At 54.1% G+C, this 17177-nt stretch carries 20 protein-coding genes; 11 read left to right on the forward strand and 9 right to left on the reverse strand.

Going from position 1 to position 17177, the window contains the following annotated elements:
- Positions 1-36: 36 nt before the first annotated feature.
- Positions 37-420 carry a hypothetical protein gene (locus Q0835_RS25005; RefSeq protein WP_298965350.1) on the forward strand — a complete coding sequence of 128 codons (384 nt, stop codon included), beginning with the start codon at positions 37-39 and terminating at the stop codon, positions 418-420.
- Here Q0835_RS25005 and Q0835_RS25010 read toward each other — a convergent pair.
- Entirely contained in the window at positions 408-1334 is a 927-nt protein-coding gene (locus Q0835_RS25010; RefSeq protein WP_298965353.1) for a LysR family transcriptional regulator, read from the reverse strand. The two genes, Q0835_RS25005 and Q0835_RS25010, sit on opposite strands and share 13 nt — an antisense overlap.
- A gap of 102 nt (positions 1335-1436) precedes the next feature.
- Here Q0835_RS25010 and Q0835_RS25015 point away from each other — a divergent pair, with 102 nt between their 5' ends.
- The 3 genes from Q0835_RS25015 to Q0835_RS25025 are packed head-to-tail and all read left to right on the forward strand — an operon-like array spanning position 1437 to position 2364.
- Positions 1437-1748 carry a putative quinol monooxygenase gene (locus tag Q0835_RS25015; RefSeq protein WP_298818491.1) on the forward strand — a complete coding sequence of 104 codons (312 nt, stop codon included), beginning with the start codon at positions 1437-1439 and terminating at the stop codon, positions 1746-1748.
- Positions 1749-1754: 6 nt separating this feature from the next.
- Positions 1755-2015, forward strand: coding sequence for a DUF2798 domain-containing protein (locus Q0835_RS25020; RefSeq protein ID WP_298818489.1), 261 nt, complete (start codon positions 1755-1757; stop codon positions 2013-2015).
- The gene (locus Q0835_RS25025; protein WP_298818487.1) at positions 1990-2364 is read left to right on the forward strand and encodes a RidA family protein; all 375 of its coding nucleotides are present in this window, start codon (positions 1990-1992) and stop codon (positions 2362-2364) included. Before Q0835_RS25020 ends, Q0835_RS25025 begins: the two co-directional genes overlap by 26 nt.
- A gap of 20 nt (positions 2365-2384) precedes the next feature.
- Here the strand turns inward: Q0835_RS25025 and Q0835_RS25030 are convergent, their stop codons facing one another.
- The 4 genes from Q0835_RS25030 to Q0835_RS25045 form a co-directional block, all read right to left on the reverse strand.
- Positions 2385-2918 (reverse strand): GNAT family N-acetyltransferase, encoded by a 534-nt coding sequence (locus Q0835_RS25030; protein WP_298818485.1) that lies wholly within the window; start codon positions 2916-2918, stop codon positions 2385-2387.
- Positions 2915-3847 (reverse strand): cytochrome c, encoded by a 933-nt coding sequence (locus tag Q0835_RS25035; protein ID WP_298965356.1) that lies wholly within the window; start codon positions 3845-3847, stop codon positions 2915-2917. Before Q0835_RS25035 ends, Q0835_RS25030 begins: the two co-directional genes overlap by 4 nt.
- A 47-nt stretch (positions 3848-3894) precedes the next feature.
- Positions 3895-4356 carry a cytochrome c gene (locus Q0835_RS25040; RefSeq protein ID WP_298818481.1) on the reverse strand — a complete coding sequence of 154 codons (462 nt, stop codon included), beginning with the start codon at positions 4354-4356 and terminating at the stop codon, positions 3895-3897.
- A gap of 195 nt (positions 4357-4551) precedes the next feature.
- Positions 4552-5154: a superoxide dismutase gene (locus Q0835_RS25045; protein ID WP_298965359.1), complete on the reverse strand. Its 603-nt coding sequence runs from the start codon at positions 5152-5154 to the stop codon at positions 4552-4554.
- A 725-nt stretch (positions 5155-5879) separates the two neighbouring features.
- Between Q0835_RS25045 and Q0835_RS25050 the strand changes: the two genes are divergently transcribed.
- Both Q0835_RS25050 and Q0835_RS25055 read left to right on the forward strand, forming a co-directional pair.
- The gene (locus Q0835_RS25050) at positions 5880-6260 is read left to right on the forward strand and encodes a DUF1761 domain-containing protein (protein WP_298965362.1); all 381 of its coding nucleotides are present in this window, start codon (positions 5880-5882) and stop codon (positions 6258-6260) included.
- 242 nt (positions 6261-6502) lie between these two features.
- The gene (locus tag Q0835_RS25055; protein ID WP_298965364.1) at positions 6503-7690 is read left to right on the forward strand and encodes a YbfB/YjiJ family MFS transporter; all 1188 of its coding nucleotides are present in this window, start codon (positions 6503-6505) and stop codon (positions 7688-7690) included.
- A 51-nt stretch (positions 7691-7741) separates the two neighbouring features.
- Here Q0835_RS25055 and Q0835_RS25060 read toward each other — a convergent pair whose 3' ends face one another.
- Complete coding sequence (locus Q0835_RS25060) at positions 7742-8599, reverse strand: branched-chain amino acid aminotransferase (protein WP_298965366.1); 858 nt, start codon at positions 8597-8599, stop codon at positions 7742-7744.
- Between the two features lie 302 nt (positions 8600-8901).
- Between Q0835_RS25060 and Q0835_RS25065 the strand changes: the two genes are divergently transcribed.
- Entirely contained in the window at positions 8902-9333 is a 432-nt protein-coding gene (locus Q0835_RS25065; protein WP_298965369.1) for a VOC family protein, read from the forward strand.
- Positions 9334-9439: 106 nt separating this feature from the next.
- The gene (locus Q0835_RS25070) at positions 9440-10102 is read left to right on the forward strand and encodes a haloacid dehalogenase type II (RefSeq protein ID WP_298965371.1); all 663 of its coding nucleotides are present in this window, start codon (positions 9440-9442) and stop codon (positions 10100-10102) included.
- 68 nt (positions 10103-10170) lie between these two features.
- Here the strand turns inward: Q0835_RS25070 and Q0835_RS25075 are convergent, their stop codons facing one another.
- Positions 10171-10911, reverse strand: a complete 741-nt coding sequence (locus tag Q0835_RS25075; protein ID WP_298818467.1) for an outer membrane beta-barrel protein — start codon at positions 10909-10911, stop codon at positions 10171-10173.
- A 181-nt stretch (positions 10912-11092) separates the two neighbouring features.
- Between Q0835_RS25075 and Q0835_RS25080 the strand changes: the two genes are divergently transcribed.
- Genes Q0835_RS25080 through Q0835_RS25090 form a run of 3 tightly spaced genes read left to right on the forward strand, consistent with a single transcriptional unit; the run spans position 11093 to position 12517 of the window.
- A complete protein-coding gene (locus Q0835_RS25080; RefSeq protein WP_298818465.1) occupies positions 11093-11674 on the forward strand; it encodes a DUF2975 domain-containing protein in 582 nt (193 codons plus the stop codon).
- Between the two features lie 22 nt (positions 11675-11696).
- Positions 11697-12278 (forward strand): DUF2975 domain-containing protein, encoded by a 582-nt coding sequence (locus Q0835_RS25085; protein WP_298965373.1) that lies wholly within the window; start codon positions 11697-11699, stop codon positions 12276-12278.
- 23 nt (positions 12279-12301) lie between these two features.
- Positions 12302-12517: a helix-turn-helix transcriptional regulator gene (locus Q0835_RS25090; protein WP_298818461.1), complete on the forward strand. Its 216-nt coding sequence runs from the start codon at positions 12302-12304 to the stop codon at positions 12515-12517.
- Positions 12518-12606: 89 nt separating this feature from the next.
- Here the strand turns inward: Q0835_RS25090 and scpA are convergent, their stop codons facing one another.
- Both scpA and Q0835_RS25100 read right to left on the reverse strand, forming a co-directional pair.
- Positions 12607-14772, reverse strand: coding sequence for a methylmalonyl-CoA mutase (gene scpA / locus Q0835_RS25095; protein WP_298965376.1), 2166 nt, complete (start codon positions 14770-14772; stop codon positions 12607-12609).
- Entirely contained in the window at positions 14769-16781 is a 2013-nt protein-coding gene (locus tag Q0835_RS25100; protein ID WP_298965379.1) for a methylmalonyl-CoA mutase family protein, read from the reverse strand. Before Q0835_RS25100 ends, scpA begins: the two co-directional genes overlap by 4 nt.
- Positions 16782-17177 lie beyond the last annotated feature (396 nt).

A 17177-nucleotide genomic window follows, 5' to 3' on the forward strand; every position in this document is an offset into this window, starting at 1 on the left:
GAATGGGCCGATTCCGACATATCACTGGAGCCTGCCATGTCCCGCAAAGTCCGCCGTTTTCAGAGCGCTGTTAGCGCATCCAAAACCGGTCTGCGCGCAACGGTCATTGCTGCAGCTTTCAGTCTTGCCGCATGTCAAAACCAGTTCCAGACACCTTCGGACCTGCTTTTTGCACCGACGTTTTCCAAGGACCTCGGCAACATTCCTTACACCTACAACACACCTTACGACTGCCGTTCGTTCACGGGCAGTGGCTGGAAAGGCATTGCCAGCGGGCGCGTGATCAATTTTGACAGGCGCTATCAGATCTCACAGGCCGGTTGCTTTAAAACAGAGCAGGAATGCCAAGCCTGGCTGTTTTACATGCGTGACTATATCGACGTTCCACGTTTCATGCGCTGCAACACCTACACGGCTTGATTGACCCCGCTTTCCGGCAATGCTCCCTGAAAAATGGGCCGCTCTGCCATATAGGTTTCCATATGGTCACGCAGGCATTTCGCTCTGGCACTTAAAAGGCGGCCTGTGGGCCAGACTGCGTAAGCCTCACGCGTCTGTCCACACCAGCGCGGCAACACGAACTTCATCCGGCCTGCCAGGATATTCCCCGACGTTTCGGAGACCGGCAGCAGTGCAATGCCGTGCCCGTCCGCTGAGAACTGACAAGCCAGTCCGATATCGTCCACCGCAACATTTGCTGCTGGGTACCGGACAGCTTCTTCTCCCGTATCCAGGTTCCGGAGTTGCCACTGAGGCAGCGATGGTACCCAGATCAGCTTGTGTGATTGCAGGTCTTCAGGTCGCTCCGGAACACCTGCTTCGGCCAGATAGTCCGGAGAGGCGACCAGCATAGTTGCAACGCGCCCGACGTGTTTCTGATAGAGACGCAGATCCGTCTGAGGTCCGAACCGGAGCGCCAGATCAATTCGATTTTCCAGAAGGTCCTGGTTTTCATTGCTCAGTTGAAGTGTGAGCTGAATATCAGGATAGGCCTTCAAGAATGCTGACCACATTGGCTCCAGCATACCGACGGAGATATTCGTTGGTGCGGCCACACGCAGCCGCCCCCTCATTTCGGTCAAATCCGCACTCAATCCCCGCAATGAAGCCTCCGCCTGCTGGAGGAGATCGGCGAATGCCTCGTAATATACTTCGCCTTCGGATGTCAGCGAGAACTTGCGAGCCGACCGGTGAACGAGCTGCGCACCTATCTCTTCTTCCAATTTGCGCAATCGCCGCGTCACGGTCGCCGGTGGCACACTCAGCTGTTTGGCTGCGGCGGACAGGCTGCGATTCTGGGCGATGCGAATAAAAAGCGCGAGATCGTCAAGCATGATTTCATTTTTGAAAATTGAACTCTCGCATATCGATATAGATTCTGAAATTCGAAATCAATACATCTTCAGCGTCCACACCAATCAGCAATGGAGAGTGCAATGTCGAATTACTTTGTGAGCGCAGGTATCGAGCTTCAAGGCGGCGCTGATCTGAAAGAAGCAGAAAACGGACTGCGGCTTCTGGCGGAACAGACCCAGAGCGAACCCGGATGCATTCTGTTTGAAATCCGTCAGAACCTCAAACAACCGCAAAAGTTCACCCTGTGGGAATGCTGGACGAACCGGCAGGCGCTTCTGGACCATTTTGAAATGCCACACACAAAGACCTATCTGGCGCGGAATCTGACGGAAGTGAGCTATATCGAAGAGCTTGGTGAAATCGGTTCGAATGCTCGAACGGATACGGCTTGAATTCAGATGAGACATCGGTTTATCGCAGCAATCCTGATGTCATTCGGCCTTTCGCTACTCATGTCCTGCTGGGTGACCCTCATCAATCTTGGGTGGACGGACGGGTTCGTCGGTCAATGGATGGCAGCCTTTCGGCTCGCCTGGCCACCGGCCGCCATCCTTGCATTCCTTCTCGGTCCACCCGTTCAAAGACTGACCGGCTATTTCGAATACCGTCTAACTAAATTCAAAGGATCGGAAAATGACACTGACCCGCAAAAATTTTGAAGAACTTGGCCTGCCGGTTGGCCCCTACACGCACGTTGTCAAACATGGGGACACGCTTTTCACTTCTGGTTTTACGGCATTCGGCACTGAACGGCGGACGGGCTCGGCGAGCGAACAGACCCATGCCGTGCTTGAACAACTGGAGTTTATCGCAGCACAATTTGGCAGAACTCTTGCCGACCTCATCAAGGTTACAGTGTTCATGACCGATCCGGCTGACATTCCGGGCATACGAAATGCGCTGTCGACCGGATATAAGGATGCCGTTCCGGCAAGCTCGCTTGTGATGGTTTCAGGATTATTTGCACCGGAACTGAAGGTGGAAATCGAAGCGATAATTGCCGTTTAGCACCGCCCGAGACCATTGTTTCAGAGTTCAGAAAGGTCTTTCCTGAAAAAGATCGTTTCTTCGATCGGTGTCGAATAATACGCAGGCACTTCAACAAAGCCTGCAGCTTTGTAGAGCTTGATGGCGCCGGACATGGACGGCAGCGTATCCAGCAGCATTTCGCTGTATCCAGCCGAAACGGCGGCATCAAGCACGCGGTCGACCAGACCCGCTCCGACGCCGTGTCCCCGCCCCTTCGGCAAGACATAGAGCCTTTTCATTTCACAAGCGCCATCGTCATTAAAGGCCCTCAGGCCGACACAGCCAAGGATCGCGCTCGCCTCGTCCTTTGCCACGAACAGGGCACCTTTCGGTGGTGCATATTTACCGGGCATACCGGCAAGTTCTTCTTCAAACCCCTGATAGGACAAGTCGATGCCGAGCCAGTCTACATAAGCTCGAAAGAGATCCTTGACGGTGTTCAGGTCCTGCGCATCCGCCACGGGAGATATTGTAATACTGCTTTGCACTGTCATGAGATTGGCTGAAGACGTCCGCTTGATGGTATTGATCAATTTGCAGGTTCAGCGACGGTCGGAATTGCTTTCAGATAGGCGGCAATCGCGTTTCTGTCGCTCGCTGGAAGGCGGGCCATATTTTCCTGCACATGGACCATTTCACCGCCAACCGAATCATATTCCGGCGTGAAGCCGCTCTCCAGATAGTAAGCAATGTCAGCTGCACTCCAGCTGCCAAAACCTCCTTGCGTTGGCGTGATATCCGGAATTCGCCCTTCCCCGGTGGGAGCCGGTGCACCACCAAGCCAATCTGACAAAACGAGGCCGCCGGCGAAGTCGCGCGGGGTGTGGCATTCACCACAATGGCCCGGTCCTTCAACGAGGTAGCGGCCCCGTTCCCATTGCTCGGCATCAATTTCGCCGTCGCCACTCGGTTGTGAAATGACTGGCGCCGGGTCCAGAAACATACGCTTCCATAGTCCGAGACCCCGGCGAATGTTGAAGGGAAAGCCGAGCTCGTGCGATGCAGCTTTGCCCTCGACGGAAGGGACCGTTGCCATGAAGGCGTAAAGATCACCAAGGTCTTCCGGTGTCATCCGGGCGTAGGAAGTATACGGAAAGGCCGGATAGAAATTCTGTCCGTCAGGCGACGTCCCGTGCGTCATTGCATTTGCAAAATCTATCAGAGACCAGCCGCCGATACCGTCAGCCTTGCTCGACGAAATATTGGGAGCAACGAACACTCCAAAAGGTGTTTCAAGCCGCAGACCGCCACCGAGGTTCAGGAGATCGTCTCCCTTTGCTCCCTTCTCGGCATGACAGGAGGCACAGCCACCTGCCCAGAAAACAAGCTCGCCTTTCGCGGGGTCGCCTTCTTTCAGCGCGGATGCTTCTTCCGCACTCATCCGTGTGGGAGCGGAGAGGCCCCAACCGATGGCGGCAGCAATCCCCGCCAGAACAACAAGTACAAGGATTGCCTTTTTCATCGGGCCTCTCCCGAAAAGACCAAAAAGAATCTCCGGATCGCGTCCGGTCAGTTCTTCTTACGGTACGTCTCGTGGCAAGATTTGCAAGTCGCTAAAACCGGCCCCATGGCTCCCTTGAATGCATCAAGATCTGCTGGGCCGTCTTTTCCTGAAGCCGCAGCTGCCTTTTCAGTCGCAGCCTGGAACTTTGCGAGCTCGGCCGCAAACCCTTCCGGGTTTTCCCAGATCGCCGCTGCAGCACCCGTATCGCCCTGATCAGAGCCTGCGGGATAATAATCGCCGAATGTCAGAGAAGCGGCTCTTACGGTGGCAATTGCTGCTTTTCCAGCAGCGGGAACATAGTCGATTTCAGCCTTCATCATGCCACCACCCAGACCGGCAGCAGCACCGACGGACGACATGATTGCCTTGCGGGTTTCAATGGGGTCATCGGATGCCTGCGCGGCGATACTGACCACACCAAGACCCAAAACCAATCCGGCCACGGCCATTTTCCTGACAATGCGCATATTTCTCTCCCTCTCGCGTCACGAGTTCGATGGCATTTCACACCGTGCAGAGTACAGCGCAAGATTGGAGCACTATCAAAATCACGCTCCCGTGATCTCCGCCCAAATTTGTAACAAAGTGTCGCTCCTTGCACGACACAACAAAAAACCCCGGTCGTGAGACCGGGGTTTCGTGTTCACGCCGATACGACGATGTTATTTGGTGGCAGCTTCGTAGAGCTCCAGGACGTAATCCCAGTCAATCATGCTGTCGACAAAGGCTTCCAGGTATTTCGGACGCGCATTGCGGTAGTCGATGTAATAGGAGTGTTCCCAAACGTCGCAGCCGAGGATTGGCGTTGCACCGTGAACCAGCGGGTTCTCGCCGTTGGGTGTCTTCATGATCTCAAGCTTGCCGTCTTTCACGGCAACCCATGCCCAACCGGAGCCAAACTGGCCGATGCCGGCAGCAATGAAATCAGCACGGAACTTGTCGAAACCGCCCAAATCACTGTCAATTGCGAAAGCAAGCGCCCCCGGCAAAGACGAACCTCCGCCGTTTTTCTTCATCCACTTCCAGAAATGGATGTGGTTGTAGTGCTGACCAGCGTTGTTGAAGAGAGGTGCGTTCTTGCCGTAGCTCTCCTTCACAATGTCTTCAAGAGACTTGCCTTCCAGACCACTGCCGGCAAGCAGCTCATTGCCCTTGGTTACGTAGGCCTGGTGGTGTTTGTCATGATGAAATTCCAGGGTTTCAGCAGACATGTAAGGTGCCAGGGCATCATATGCATATGGCAAGTCGGGCAATTCGAATGACATGACAAACTCCTCAAAAGGTCAGTGACCGGCGGTCCGGGCGAGCGCCAGAAGAACCGCTTCGAGCGGCAAAATAGGATTGCAACGGGCTGTCGGCAAGCATGTAAGGCAAAATAAAAAAAAATATTCTTGTTTTTTTATTCTGCCATCACGCCAGATCAAGGGATTTCAGAAAAATGTCTTTATGTGATCCGCAGCACGGCAAGTGTTACTGAGTTTGATATGGTCATGAAAGCTAATAGACCGGAGGCCAAACAAAAAGGAAAGAGTTATGTCTTTAAAAAACACTTACTCGATTGCCCTTATTGTTTCGGCGACAATCGTAATTGCTGCATTGTTCCCAAAATATACTGAAAAAAGCGACTGGAGCTCGCTTGATCAATGCTACAACAACTATAAAAGCTGCTGCAATCAGGAACAGAGCCAGCGTCCGGAATTCTGCACGCTCCATGGCTGAGCAACATTCAGTCTGCCGGACTTTTCAAAAACCAGTTTCCTGAAGTGCTGCCGATCGCCATATGGGCCGATTTCAGTGCTTGAGGTGCCTTGAACGGCTTCCGTCTGCAGGCACTGCAAGCGGGCACGTTCCAATCACCAAACAAATCAATCAACCCTTAAGTTGACTGATTTGCTATCAGCTGATAATTCATCCATATGGTTGAATGAATGCCCCGTTCGCGGTTTCCTGAATGTCGGGCCACCCGTCGGACTACGGCAAGGAGGCGATAGTGGAATTTGAAAACGTAAACTGGATTGCAGTTGGTGCGGGCACGGTCGTTGCTTTTTTGTTCGGATGGCTGGTCTATTCTCCCCTGCTCTTCGCAAGACCCTGGGCCCAAGGTTCAGGTGTCGAACTCAACAAGGACAGCAAGCCACCAATGGGCGCTATGCTGCTCCAGATAATCGGGTTGTTCTTTTTGGCGACCGTGATTGGAATAACCGCAACATTCGATGCGCTTGTCGCTGCGATTCTCGCCATTTTGGCTGCAGCCGCTTTGACCATCTCCAACGGCGCTTTCTGCAAAAAAAGCAATGCTGCTCTTGCCATAGATGCCGGCTACATTGCGGGAGCCGGAGTCCTGATGATCCTTGCGCAGGCTCTTCTGTAGTACAAGCTAGTCCGCATACGCGAAGCAGCAGAAGTCTTCTTTCAAACTGCTATTGGAGAAATCGGGCCCTGACAGTCCGGCATTTTAGCCTGGGTCCCGATCCGGCTTCAGACCTGGCGAAGCAATCGAAATGCGCTTGAAATTCCATCGGCATGAATGACATGGCAAATCGAACGTGGCAATGTCCCTTCCATTCGCGCTAAATGGTGCTGACTGGAATTACCGGAAGCCGCGATACTGGAATGAAAGCCCTCTCCCGCGATCCGGCCACACTCGCAATCGGCGGTCTTTGCGCGCTCGCCGCAGCCATGGGTATTGGCCGGTTCGTCTACACGCCAATCTTGCCTTTCATGACAGAAGGCCTGATTCTGCCGGCAGATGAAGCTGGTCTGATCGCCGCCGCGAATTTTCTCGGTTATCTCTCCGGGGCACTTGCCGGCGCGTCGCGGTTTTTGTCGGGCAGTCCGCGTATGTGGTTCCTTGGCGGATTGCTTGTCAGCGCGCTGACAAGTGCGGCAATGGCTCTGACAACAGCACTTTTTGCATATTTGGCAATCCGCTTTCTGAGCGGTATAGCCAGTGCATTTGTACTCGTTTTTTCAACGACTCTGATCCTTGAACGCCTGAACAATGCTGGCCGCGGAGGTCTCTCCGCCTTGCATTTTGCAGGCGTCGGCTGCGGCATTGCCTTCTCTGCAATGCTGGTCGCCGCCCTTGCGCATACAGGCACTGATTGGCGTGGCCTGTGGTTGGCGAGTAGCGCGGCGACTTTCGTTTTACTGGTACTGGCGGCAATCCTTGTGCCGGGAAAAAACACATCCACCCCTAAGCCATCCCAAGAGATCCCTGCAAACGCAAAAAATAGCACGGTAACTACAATAAGTTATCTGGAGCCAGGTCTTGTTCGGTTGATCATTGCCTATGGATTGTTTGGTTTCGGCTATGTGATTACCGCGACATTTGTCTCCACGATTGCGCGAACGACACCTGCACTGCAGCCCGCCGAACCTTTTGTGTGGCTTGCCGTCGGCCTATTTGCTGTGCCGTCGATCTATATCTGGAACAAGGTTGCCCATTCTCTGGGTGCAAGGCGTGCTTTTGCATTGGCCAGTATCATCGAAGCAGCCGGTGTCGCCCTCACAGTGATTGGTCAAAACCCATCTGTCTTCCTGTTGGGTGCAGCCCTGCTTGGGGGCACGTTCATGGGCATGACCGCACTTGGTCTGATGGAAGGGCGGCGCCTGGCAAGTGCGGGTGGGCCAGAAGCGATCCGCAGGATGTTGGCCATCCTGACCGCAAGTTTTGGAATTGGCCAGGTAATAGGCCCGTGGTTTGCAGGTTACCTGCATAACCTCACCGGTTCATTCGATGGCGCTTCGCTGGCAGCAGCGGCGGCTCTGCTTGTCGCAGCTGCGCTTGCCGTCAGGTAGCCGCATATTTCCTGAGCTTCAGCTCTGGACACATTGAAATGCATCTGGCGATCAGGAATGCGAGAAGTCCCAATAAAGGTCGCGCGCACGCGATGCAATTGGGCCGGGCTGAAGATCTCTCTCCTCGATGCGCTTTACCGGAGTGACCTTGTTGTAATTCCCTGTCGAAAAGATCTCATCGGCTTCGAGAAAATCCTGGTAGCCCATTGTGCGCTCGAACACATCATAGCCAGCAGATCTGAGCAGCTGAATGATACGCTGGCGTGTGATTCCGTTCAAAAAAGTCCCGTTGGGAGCCGGTGTGTGAACCTTGCCGTCCTTTGCCATGAAAATGTTGGCGGACGTCAATTCAGCGACATTGCCGAGCATGTCCCGTACCACAGCATTGTCGAAGCCGCGCTCCTTGGCCTCAACCATGGCTCTGGCATTATTGGGATAAAGGCACCCGGCCTTCGCATTGACCGGCATGCATTCCATTGTCGGCCGTCTATATGGTGACAGCGTGATGCTCATCGCGGTGTCCCGGGGTGCCATCGGCGCATCAAACAGACAAAGGCAAAAACGAGTGCTGTCCGGATCCCCGGTGATCACACCCGGCCCATCATTTTCCGACCAATACATCGGCTTCACATAGATCTGCTGATCGCCTTTGAACTTGGCGCAGCCTTCCTTGGTAAGCTCCACCATTTCACCGACTTTCATGGTCGGCTTTATACCGAGCGCAAGCGCAGAATCGTTGACGCGCAAGCAGTGCAGATCAATGTCGGGCATGACGCCATCGAAGAAACGGGCTCCGTCAAAAACACTTGACCCCAACCAGGAGGCATGGGTTCGCGGCCCCATGATAGGCGGATTGCCCGCGTGCCAAGTCCCGTCGATCCAGGTCCATGTGTCACTCCACCCGCTCATGCTTCCTCCAGTTTTTTCCTGTAGCCGACTGTCCTAGGGACCGACACAACACCGGGCACATCCCAAGGTCAATAGCTTACCGCATGCTTGAAAAAAGTTGCTTTAATTTTTCCTGAAATGGACGCAACTTGAGACAATTTACTCCATTCTTTAGTCAAAAACGGGAAATTTCTTCCTTCTGGTTGCTTTTCAGGAACTTGGACAGAATTGGAGACTGCCGCCACGCCATCGTGGTTGAGATGTTGACATCGAGATAGATATGTTCTCTATTTGTTCACATTCTTTAGAAAGAGGCCTGGGACATGGAACAGCGTATTTCAATGACAACTCTTGCAGTTCCCGATGTTGGAGCTGCCCGCAAATTCTTTGAAAGCGGCCTCGGCTGGAAAGTCAACGCCGCCCCCTCGCCTGAGGTCGTTTTCTTTCAGGTTATCGGAGGCGTGTTTGCGCTTTATTCGCGTGAAGCGCTGGCCAAGGAAATTGACCGACCGGTCACCGACAATCCGACCGGTGCGATCACCCTTGCCTGGAACGCTCGCTCCGAAAACGACGTCGAGGAGATGTTTGCCAAAGCAGTCAAGGCCGGGGCAAAACCGATAAAGACGCCCGAAAAAGCCTTCTGGGGCGGATACAGCTCCTATGTCGAAGTGCCCGGCGGTCACCTGTTGGAAATTGCGCACAATCCCTTCTGGACAATAACCCCGGAAGGAGCGGTAGAACTTCCAACATCGTAATCCGGCTTGAGCCTATGCCACTTTTGTCGCATATCAGCGTGCTTGACGCACGGTCCGCCAGAGGCTTCTCTGCCGCGGTTCATTTTAAGGCGATGGAGATCCGGGTATGGCACATGCCGCTTTTGTGTTTGACGCTTATGGCACCCTATTTGACGTGCATGCAGCTGTGCGTAAACACGCATCGAAACTCGGCCCAGACGCGCAAAAACTCTCGTCTCTGTGGCGTGAAAAGCAACTCGAATACTCCTGGGTTCGCGCTCTCATGGGTCAGTACAAAGACTTCTGGGAGCTGACACAACAGGGACTGGATACGGCTTTTGCGCTTGTTCCCTCGGCAGACCAATCACTTCGGGACGACTTGTTGAGCGCTTATTGGGAATTGGACTGTTATCCTGAGGTTCCCCAGGTTTTAACCGATCTGAAAGCGACAGGAGCAAAGATCGCTATCCTTTCGAATGGGTCACCTGCAATGCTGGAGGCAGCTGCGAAGGCCTCCGGACTGAGCGATCTGTTCGACGAGATCTTTTCGGTCGACGATCTGAAGACATTCAAGACCGACCCGCAGGTTTATGAAATGGTCACGACCCAATTCAGGATCTATCCTGAAGAGGTTTCCTTTCAGTCGTCCAACCGATGGGATATTGCCGGTGCAACTGCATTCGGCTTTCGCACGGTCTGGATGAACCGGACAGGCATGCCGGACGAATATCAGGACCTTGCCCCGAAGGCCGTGCTTGCGGACCTGACAGGCTTGATCGCCCTGGGCTAAGTTGCTGCTGAACGAGACCACCGGCAGGGTTTCCCTGCCGATGATTTTACCTGATTGGTTTTCCTTGATCAAAACGAGCGCGACAAGCCGATCATGAACCTATGATTGCCGGATGTGCGCTTGACGCTCGTGCCGCCGTAATTTGCCTTGTCGTCGACAATGCCTGTCACACTGTAGTCGGCGCGAAGTCTCCATTTGTCCTTCACGGCAACCTCAAGACCGGCTCCCAGCACAGGGCCGAGGGATACGGAGGAGCGTTCCTTGCCATTGGCTTCAAGGCTGTGTTCCGTTGCAGCCAGACCGACGCTGACATAAGGCATGAAATTTCGGATTGGCAGCCCCGCCCTCGCCTTGGCACTGGCAGTCCACTTTGCGCCGGTTTTGACATTGCCCAAAACTGAATGCCGGGTTGTCTCGCGCCCGCCGAGATAAGTGGCACTGCCCTCAACACCAAGCACAAATCGAGACACATGCCAGTTGTAACCTCCAAAAAGGCCAAAGGCAGCATCCAGTCGTGAAACGTCCTTCGTTCGCCGATTTGCCTTGACCTCCGTCACCGTTTGAGACGGCCCTGCCTCAAACCCCAAATAGGGTCCCGCCCAAATAGACGTGGGGGCTGGAATGGGATCGAAACCAGGTGCCTCGAAGTCTCCGAGATCGGCCGCCCTGGCTCCCGAGACGAGCAGGATCAGCACAACACACAAAATGACAGGCTCTATCAGCCAGTGACAGCGTAGTTTCCGCAGGACCGGGGAACGCCGCAGTTTGGCCGGAACAAAAAAAACATAATTGGCAAAAGAACTTACCATCGAGGATCTCGCTTGAGTTTTGAGTCTTACCTCGCTTCACAACTTTCATAAATTAATGTGAAACGATAATTTTAAAATTGATAGCGATAATTTTTTTGTCAATAGCAATATCAAAATTATTGCATTTCGCTGGCTTGCGCTGTAGACACACCACCAAGTGAGTTACCTATCGGAGCAACCAATGAACGATCAGGAATGGGCAGAGAGAGAAATACGGCTAACGAGAATCCGAAGGCTGTCCGCGTTCATGAAATGGACGGTGACTCTGGTTCTTGCCCTTATGGTATTGCTTGGCGCGGTAATTCTTTTTGAAGTTGCCATGCCAAGCAATCTGTTGATCGACCCGAATGAAACGATCGACATTGCAGAAGTCGAACGCAAGATTGGTGACATTCCATACGGCCAACGTTTGGGAATCGCTGCGCTTCTTTGGGTAGCGATCGCCTGCCTTTCCCTGTCGATCTGGAATATTCGACAGGTTTTCAAACGTTTCCAGATGATGGAATTTTTCTCTCCCAAGACGCTTGCCAACGTCATTTCCATTGGTGTCTGGCTGATCATCTTTGCTGTTTTTGACCTGATCAGCGATCCGATTGGTTCGGTGATCCTGACCTACGATCTGCCTCCTGGTGAACGCTCTATGGAAGTCTCGCTCGATGGCGCGGAAATTTTCTGCTTCATCCTGGGCGCGCTCATGCTTCTCTTTGGCTGGATCCTGCGCGAAGCAGCCCTGATCGCCGACGAGAACCGGCAGTTCGTCTGATGCGGGACTGGAGATCAATCAGATGATGCGAATGGAAGCGGTTGGCGGGTCTTCACGCCAGCGACGTATTCGGTTCCTTGCAAGGTCCTTGAAATGGGGTGTATCGATCTGTGTGCTGGGGTTGGTGATTATCGCTCTTGTGAGTGTGCTCTCCATCCTTGTTCCCTCGTTCGCAGCTCAGATAGGTCAGGCTGCCATTTCAATCGATGAGACAGAACGTTTGCTTGCCGACATGCCAGTTGGAATGCGCGCAGCTCTGGCGACACTCGTCCTTGTCACACTCACACTTGTGTCCGGCGCGCTCTGGAGTTTGCGAAACCTGTGTCAGCAGTTTCAAAAAATGGATTTCTTTTCCCTGAAGACTTCAGAAGCCATTGTAGTCCTCGGTATCTGGCTTATCTCCTACGCCGTTTTTGATGTGGCCAGTGAACCAGTTACCTGGCTCATCCTCGGGCTGGACTTTGCAGGTGGCGAAAGGATTATTGACGTCGCCGTTGATGGTGAGGAAATATTTTGCATGATTCTCGGAGCACTCCTGCTCCTCTTCGGATGGATCATGCGCGAGGCCGCTCTGCTTGCAGAAGAAAACAGACAAATAATATAGCAACGGTGCACCGGGAACCCATCATGCCAATCATCATTGAACTGGATGTCATGCTCGCCCGTCGCAAGATGCGTTCAAAAGAGTTGGCCGAGCGCATCGGAATCACGGAACAGAATGTCTCGCTGCTCAAATCCGGCAAGGTGAAGGGCGTGCGGTTTGAAACGCTTGAAAAGATCTGCGAAGTGCTGGACTGCCAACCAGGCGATATTCTGATCTATGAGCCAGAGCCTGATAGCTGAACCTGCACGCATCGTGAGCAAACACCTCAATACAAGGCTCTCCTGCCCCACTCCCGTTTGAGCAGCAAAGCCTTTATCCATCGAGGTCGCTATTCGGCGGCTTCCGCCGACCCGTACCCCAGCTGCTCATTCAGCTTGCCGATCAGTCCAACTGCGGCTTCGGCGATAACCGTTCCCGGCGGAAAGATCGCGGCGGCTCCGGCTTCATACAAGGCGTCATAATCTTGCGGCGGGACAACACCACCAACCACGATAATGATGTCTTCCCGGCCCTCTTGTGCGAGCGCAGATTTCAGGGCTGGGACCAGCGTCAGGTGACCTGCTGCGAGCGATGAAACGCCGACCACATGGACGTCATTTTCAACAGCCTGACGGGCGGCCTCTTCCGGTGTTTGGAACAAGGGGCCGATATCAACGTCAAAGCCAAGGTCGGCGAAGGCCGAAGCGATCACCTTCTGGCCGCGATCGTGGCCGTCCTGGCCCATTTTTGCGACCAGAATACGCGGACGGCGGCCATCATTGTCCTCGAAGGCTTCAACAAGCTTTTGCACCTTGTCCATGGTTCCGGACATCTCGCCTGCCTCCCTTTTGTAGACCCCGGCAATAGACTTGATTTCAGCCTTGTGTCTGTCAAAGACCTTTTCCATGGCGAGCGAGATTTCGCCAACCGTCGCCATCGCGCGCGCAGCCTTGACGGAAAGGTCGAGCAGATTGCCATCACCAGTTTTCGCACACGTGGTGAGAGCTTCAAGAGCGGCCTGTGTCTCCGTCTCGTTCCGTTCTTCACGCAAACGTCTCAGTTTGTCGATTTGAGCGGCCCTGACCTGAGCATTGTCCACTTTCAGAACATCGATCGGCGGTTCGTTTTCGGGCTTGAACTTGTTGACACCGACGACCGTCTGAGTACCGCTGTCGATACGTGCCTGTGTCTTGGCAGCGGCCTCCTCTATGCGTAACTTCGGAATACCCTTTTCGATTGCCTTCGCCATGCCTCCGAGCTGTTCCACTTCCCGGATATGAGCCATTGCCTTCTCGGCCAGATCGGCGGTCAGTTTTTCAACATAAAAGGAACCGCCCCAAGGGTCGATCACCTTGGTCGTTCCGCTTTCCTGTTGCAGGAACAACTGTGTGTTGCGGGCAATCCGTGCCGAAAAATCTGTCGGCAGGGCCAGGGCTTCATCCAGTGCGTTTGTGTGCAGGGACTGCGTATGCCCTTGCGTTGCCGCCATGGCTTCAACACACGTGCGAACCACATTGTTAAACACATCCTGAGCGGTCAGGGACCATCCTGACGTTTGCGAATGAGTGCGCAGGGACAAAGACTTCGGGTTTTTGGGTTGGAAGTTTTCTTCCATCAATGTCGCCCAGATCAGGCGCGCAGCCCTGAGCTTGGCAACTTCCATGAAGAAGTTCATTCCAATCGCCCAGAAGAATGACAACCTCGGTGCGAACCGGTCAATATCCATTCCCGCGGCCACACCGGCACGGGCATATTCGATGCCGTCGGCAATCGTATAAGCGAGCTCCAGGTCTGCGGTCGCACCGGCCTCCTGCATATGATAGCCGGAGATGGAGATAGAGTTGAACCGCGGCATATTCTGCGACGTGTAACTGAAGATATCCGAGATGATCCGCATCGAATGCTGCGGGGGATAGATATAGGTGTTGCGGACCATGAACTCCTTCAGAATGTCGTTCTGAATGGTTCCTGAAAGATCCTGTTGCGCGACACCCTGCTCTTCAGCCGCAACAATATACAGGGCCAGAACTGGCAGAACTGCACCATTCATGGTCATGGAGACGCTCATCTTGTCCAGCGGTATGCCGGAAAAGAGTGTCCGCATGTCATAAATGGAATCGATGGCCACACCGGCCATGCCGACATCGCCCGATACCCGGGGGTGGTCGCTGTCATATCCCCTGTGGGTGGCGAGATCGAACGCAACCGACAGTCCTTTTTGACCGGCTGCCAGATTGCGCCTGTAAAACGCGTTCGAATCCTCCGCCGTTGAAAAGCCCGCGTATTGGCGCACGGTCCAGGGCTGCTGGACATACATCGTCGGATATGGGCCGCGCAGATACGGTGCCAAACCCGGCCAGGTATCAATGTGCCTGAGACCCTTGGTGTCGTCCGCCTCGAACACAGAAGGTACGTCGATGTCTTCCGGCGTCCTCCAAGCCATTCGATCGGCTTTTCCGACATTCGGCAGTACGTTGCGGAACGGTTTGTCGGAATAATTCGGGATCCTGCTCATCCCCGGACCTCCAGATCTGTCAGCGCGGTGTCTGCAGCCGTATTGAGCCGCTTGTGCGCGGTCTCAAGCAACGAAAGCAGATCGCAGCCAGCGTAAAGGTATGTGTCAATGCCAGCTTCAGTATAGCTCTTTTCCCGCTCGCCAGGCTTGCCGGCCAGGTAAAGATGGCTCGCGCCGGCCTCCTTGAGCTCAAGAGCGACGGCTATTGCCTCTGTCTCATAAACCGCATCCGATGACACCAGACACGCCAGCGGTGTGCCGCTTTGCTTGAAAGCAGCAATCAGCTGATCTCGCGTTTCAAACATTTGCGGACCAACGGCCTCTATTCCCCCGGCTGCAAAGGCGTTCACGGACCAGGTCGCCCGTGCCGTAAACTGTGCAAGGCTTCCAAGGCTCGCCAAGAAGATTTTCGGTGGGGACGCGTTCTGTGCTTCGTAGTCTTCTGCAACTGAGCGCAGGCGTTCAAAGGGCTCTGCGATCCGTCCTGTGTCCAGTGTTCTGAGGGACGTGTCGCGTGGCACAAGATCGAGACGCATTCCAAGCTTGCGAAGAGAGTGCCCCTGCAACGCGAGGGCTTTCAGGGCATTCAGCCTTTCACCGTTTCCAGGTTCCGGCAGATCTCCCGGAGGTGCCTCCAAGTCGCTAATGTCTTGAGGTTTTGTCTGAAGAACCTCAACGGCTTTTTCTGACAGGTCCGGAAACTCGCTGACCCCGGTAACCGGCCTCTTTCGCCGCGCAACTTTCGCCTGCAAATCGGTTCTTGCAGCCTCAATCTGGTCGTGCACCAAACCGGATCGTATTGCGTTGACAAGGCCGCCAGCGGCCTCGATTTCCTGGAAAAGCTTCCAGGCCACTTCGCAAAGACTGTCGGTTCTGCCTTCAATCGCACCTGAACCAGCTGATGGGTCCATGACCTTTGAAAGACTGCTCTCCTCAAGCAAAATCGACTGGGTGTTGCGAGCAATTCTGCGCGCAAATGCATCGGGCAAACCAACTGCGAGCGTGTGCGGCAGCACACAAATACTGTCCGCTCCACCGACGCCGGCTGCAAAGGTTGCAACAGTGTTTCTCAGCAAATTGACCCAAGGGTCTCTTTGCGTGAGCATTCTGAAAGACGTGCTCATGTGCAGCTGCATAGAACTTTGCGGCAACCCAGCACCATCCAGAACGCAGGCCCACAGAGCGCGGACGGCGCGAGCTTTCGCAATGGTCCCGAATTGATCAGCTTCTGCAATCAAGCTCATTGAGATGCGGTCCGACCAGTTCTCCGGCGGGAGATGCGTGTCTTCCAGCATTCGAAGGTGTGCAGCCGCGGACGCCAGAACAAGTGCCAGCTCTTGTGCAGGTGTTGCCCCGGCTTCGTGCCAAACACGGCCATCGGCCTTCATCAGGCGAACCGGGCTGCCCAACCCATGCGCAGCCCCGACAGCATCACGAAAATGCCGAAAGACATGTTCCATATCTTCAAGCGCAACACCGTTCTCTGCAATCCAGCTGTAGGGATCGAACCCTGCTGTGATGTTCACGGTCGCTGGATCGAGTCCTTGCTTCTCAAGATGGGCGAACAGCGCTGCAAGAACCGGCATGTTCTCACGGCCTGCGTCGAACCTGAGACTGATCAGGTCCAATTGAACGTCTTTCAGCAGCGTTTCAATGGAAGCGAGATCTTCCACTTGAATGCCGCTACCATAAGAGCTCGATGCCCCGAAGAAAATGAGATCAAGGCCGCTCGCGCCACCGTTGAGGTCATCAAGGATCTGCAGATTGGCCTCGGAAGGATCGGGGATGTCTATCCTTTGGACAACGCTCCAGTCAGCATCACCCGCGCGCAACAGCTTCGAAGCCGTATCAGAGCGCCGAGGATAAAGCGGCGCCGTATCGAAGCCATCCTCAGTTTGCCCAAACAGCCGGTCTCTCGACTGGCCCTTCAGTGCCTTGTCGACGGATGCCCACCAGGCGTCTTCATCGGCGCTGTAAAAGCTGTCGGGTCCGGTGAAACTGTTCGGCATTTCAAACTCTCCCTGACCGATTACTACCTTGAAAGGTCCGGTCGCAAGTCTCGTTTTAGTCGCTCGCTACAAGGCTTGGCAACTCAGCAGAAAGGGTAGGTTCGCCGCTTCCAACAGCTGTTGACCGTCAACATTGCCGGCAAGATCGCGAACACTAGAAGAGTGTTTGCTGGAGCTCGTTCAATAATGCTGGTTCCCGGCACCAAGATTTTTTCGAAGTTCTGAGTCGATCTTGCATCGCTTCAGATCGACATCTTTCGAGCCACGCAACAAAAATTGCAGAGATGCATAGTAACTTGCCAATTTTTTGGCGGAATAAGCAAACTTTGCCAGTTTTCCCTATTGGTACGATCAACAATTGTATTGTAGCGTAATGGTGCCGACGCATGGGAAGTT

This window comes from uncultured Roseibium sp. (assembly GCF_947499295.1).
Classification (GTDB): Bacteria; Pseudomonadota; Alphaproteobacteria; order Rhizobiales; family Stappiaceae; genus Roseibium.

Excerpts from the sequence above, each read along its gene's own strand:
- Q0835_RS25005 (WP_298965350.1), top strand. The coding sequence starts at position 37 with ATGTCCCGCAAAGTCCGCCGTTTTCAGAGCGCTGTTAGCGCATCCAAA.
- Q0835_RS25010 (WP_298965353.1), bottom strand. The coding sequence starts at position 1,334 with ATGCTTGACGATCTCGCGCTTTTTATTCGCATCGCCCAGAATCGCAGC.
- Q0835_RS25015 (WP_298818491.1), top strand. The coding sequence starts at position 1,437 with ATGTCGAATTACTTTGTGAGCGCAGGTATCGAGCTTCAAGGCGGCGCT.
- Q0835_RS25020 (WP_298818489.1), top strand. The coding sequence starts at position 1,755 with ATGAGACATCGGTTTATCGCAGCAATCCTGATGTCATTCGGCCTTTCG.
- Q0835_RS25025 (WP_298818487.1), top strand. The coding sequence starts at position 1,990 with ATGACACTGACCCGCAAAAATTTTGAAGAACTTGGCCTGCCGGTTGGC.
- Q0835_RS25035 (WP_298965356.1), bottom strand. The coding sequence starts at position 3,847 with ATGAAAAAGGCAATCCTTGTACTTGTTGTTCTGGCGGGGATTGCTGCC.
- Q0835_RS25040 (WP_298818481.1), bottom strand. The coding sequence starts at position 4,356 with ATGCGCATTGTCAGGAAAATGGCCGTGGCCGGATTGGTTTTGGGTCTT.
- Q0835_RS25045 (WP_298965359.1), bottom strand. The coding sequence starts at position 5,154 with ATGTCATTCGAATTGCCCGACTTGCCATATGCATATGATGCCCTGGCA.
- Q0835_RS25055 (WP_298965364.1), top strand. The coding sequence starts at position 6,503 with ATGAAAGCCCTCTCCCGCGATCCGGCCACACTCGCAATCGGCGGTCTT.
- Q0835_RS25060 (WP_298965366.1), bottom strand. The coding sequence starts at position 8,599 with ATGAGCGGGTGGAGTGACACATGGACCTGGATCGACGGGACTTGGCAC.
- Q0835_RS25065 (WP_298965369.1), top strand. The coding sequence starts at position 8,902 with ATGGAACAGCGTATTTCAATGACAACTCTTGCAGTTCCCGATGTTGGA.
- Q0835_RS25070 (WP_298965371.1), top strand. The coding sequence starts at position 9,440 with ATGGCACATGCCGCTTTTGTGTTTGACGCTTATGGCACCCTATTTGAC.
- Q0835_RS25075 (WP_298818467.1), bottom strand. The coding sequence starts at position 10,911 with ATGGTAAGTTCTTTTGCCAATTATGTTTTTTTTGTTCCGGCCAAACTG.
- Q0835_RS25080 (WP_298818465.1), top strand. The coding sequence starts at position 11,093 with ATGAACGATCAGGAATGGGCAGAGAGAGAAATACGGCTAACGAGAATC.
- Q0835_RS25085 (WP_298965373.1), top strand. The coding sequence starts at position 11,697 with ATGATGCGAATGGAAGCGGTTGGCGGGTCTTCACGCCAGCGACGTATT.
- Q0835_RS25090 (WP_298818461.1), top strand. The coding sequence starts at position 12,302 with ATGCCAATCATCATTGAACTGGATGTCATGCTCGCCCGTCGCAAGATG.
- scpA (WP_298965376.1), bottom strand. The coding sequence starts at position 14,772 with ATGAGCAGGATCCCGAATTATTCCGACAAACCGTTCCGCAACGTACTG.
- Q0835_RS25100 (WP_298965379.1), bottom strand. The coding sequence starts at position 16,781 with ATGCCGAACAGTTTCACCGGACCCGACAGCTTTTACAGCGCCGATGAA.